Consider the following 1,222-nt stretch of genomic DNA (forward strand, 5'->3'; position numbering starts at 1 on the left):
CTAGTGCCGCATCAGGCAACGTTCGCCCTGCCGCGATGCAGCGCTCAGTTGCTGCGTCGGGCGGCCAGAATGGTGACGTGGCTGAACGGGTGCAGGTCCGGGAGATTGATGACGACGAGGGCAGGCGCCTGTTGCGGATCATCCGCAGGGGCACCGGGTCGGTGGTGACCTGGCGGCGGGCCCAGATGCTGCTGTTATCTGCGCAGGGCATGCCTGTGGCGAAGATTGCCGAGGTGACGTTCACCAGCCCGGACCGGGTGCGAGATGTGATCCACAACTTCAACGCGGACGGCTTCAACTCGCTCTACCCGAAGTACAAGGGCGGCAGGCCCAGAACCTTCACCCTCCCGGAACGCCGGGAGATCAAGAAGATCGCCAAGTCCAAGCCGGCGGAGCACCGCCTGCCGTTCTCGACCTGGAGCCTGGCCAAACTGGCCGACTTCCTGGTCGCCGAGGGGGTGGTCGACGACATCAGCCACGAGGGCCTTCGGGTCCTGCTCCGAGAGGAGGGCGTCTCGTTTCAACGCGTGAAGACCTGGAAGACCTCACACGACCCGGACTACGCGGCCAAGAAGGCCCGCGTCGAGCATCTCTACGCGATCGCTGACGGCGAGGTCATACCCGAGGACGGCGAGCCTGAAGTCGTCTTCTGCATGGACGAGTTCGGGCCGCTGAACCTGCAGCCCCATCCCGGCCGGCAGTGGGCCGAACGCGGCGGCCGGCACAAGGACCCCGACCGCGAGCCCCGCCCTCGGCGCCGGGCGACCTACAACCGCCCGCACGGGGTCCGCCACCTGTTCGCCGCCTACGACCTGGCCAAGGACCAGCTCTACGGGCACATCAAGAAGACCAAGAACAGGTCGAAGTTCCTGGAGTTCTGCCGCTACCTGCGCTCCCTGCACCCGATGGCCGTGCGCATCGCGATCGTGTGTGACAACTACTCCCCGCACCTGACGACGAAGCGCTGCCAGCGGGTCGCGACGTGGGCGGCGGCGAACAACGTGGAGTTCGCCTACACCCCGACCAACAGCTCCTGGCTCAACCGGATCGAGGCCCAGTTCACCGCCCTGCGCTACTTCGCACTGGACGGCACCGACCATGTCGGCCACAAAGAGCAGGGAAGCATGATCCGCCGCTACATCATCTGGCGGAACAAGCACGCCGCCGACGAACGCCTCCGCAAGGTCGTGAACAGGGCGAACGTTGCCTGATGCGGCACTAG

General features: G+C 66.0%; 1 protein-coding gene. It reads left to right on the top strand.

Annotated elements, in window-relative coordinates; translation table 11 throughout:
- The first annotated feature begins 77 nt into the window (after positions 1-77).
- Complete coding sequence (locus tag AC07AZ_RS38045; protein ID WP_478855335.1) at positions 78-1,211, top strand: IS630 family transposase; 1,134 nt, start codon at positions 78-80, stop codon at positions 1,209-1,211.
- Positions 1,212-1,222: the final 11 nt, after the last annotated feature.

It is taken from the genome of Streptomyces sp. NPDC043878 (assembly GCF_056435735.1).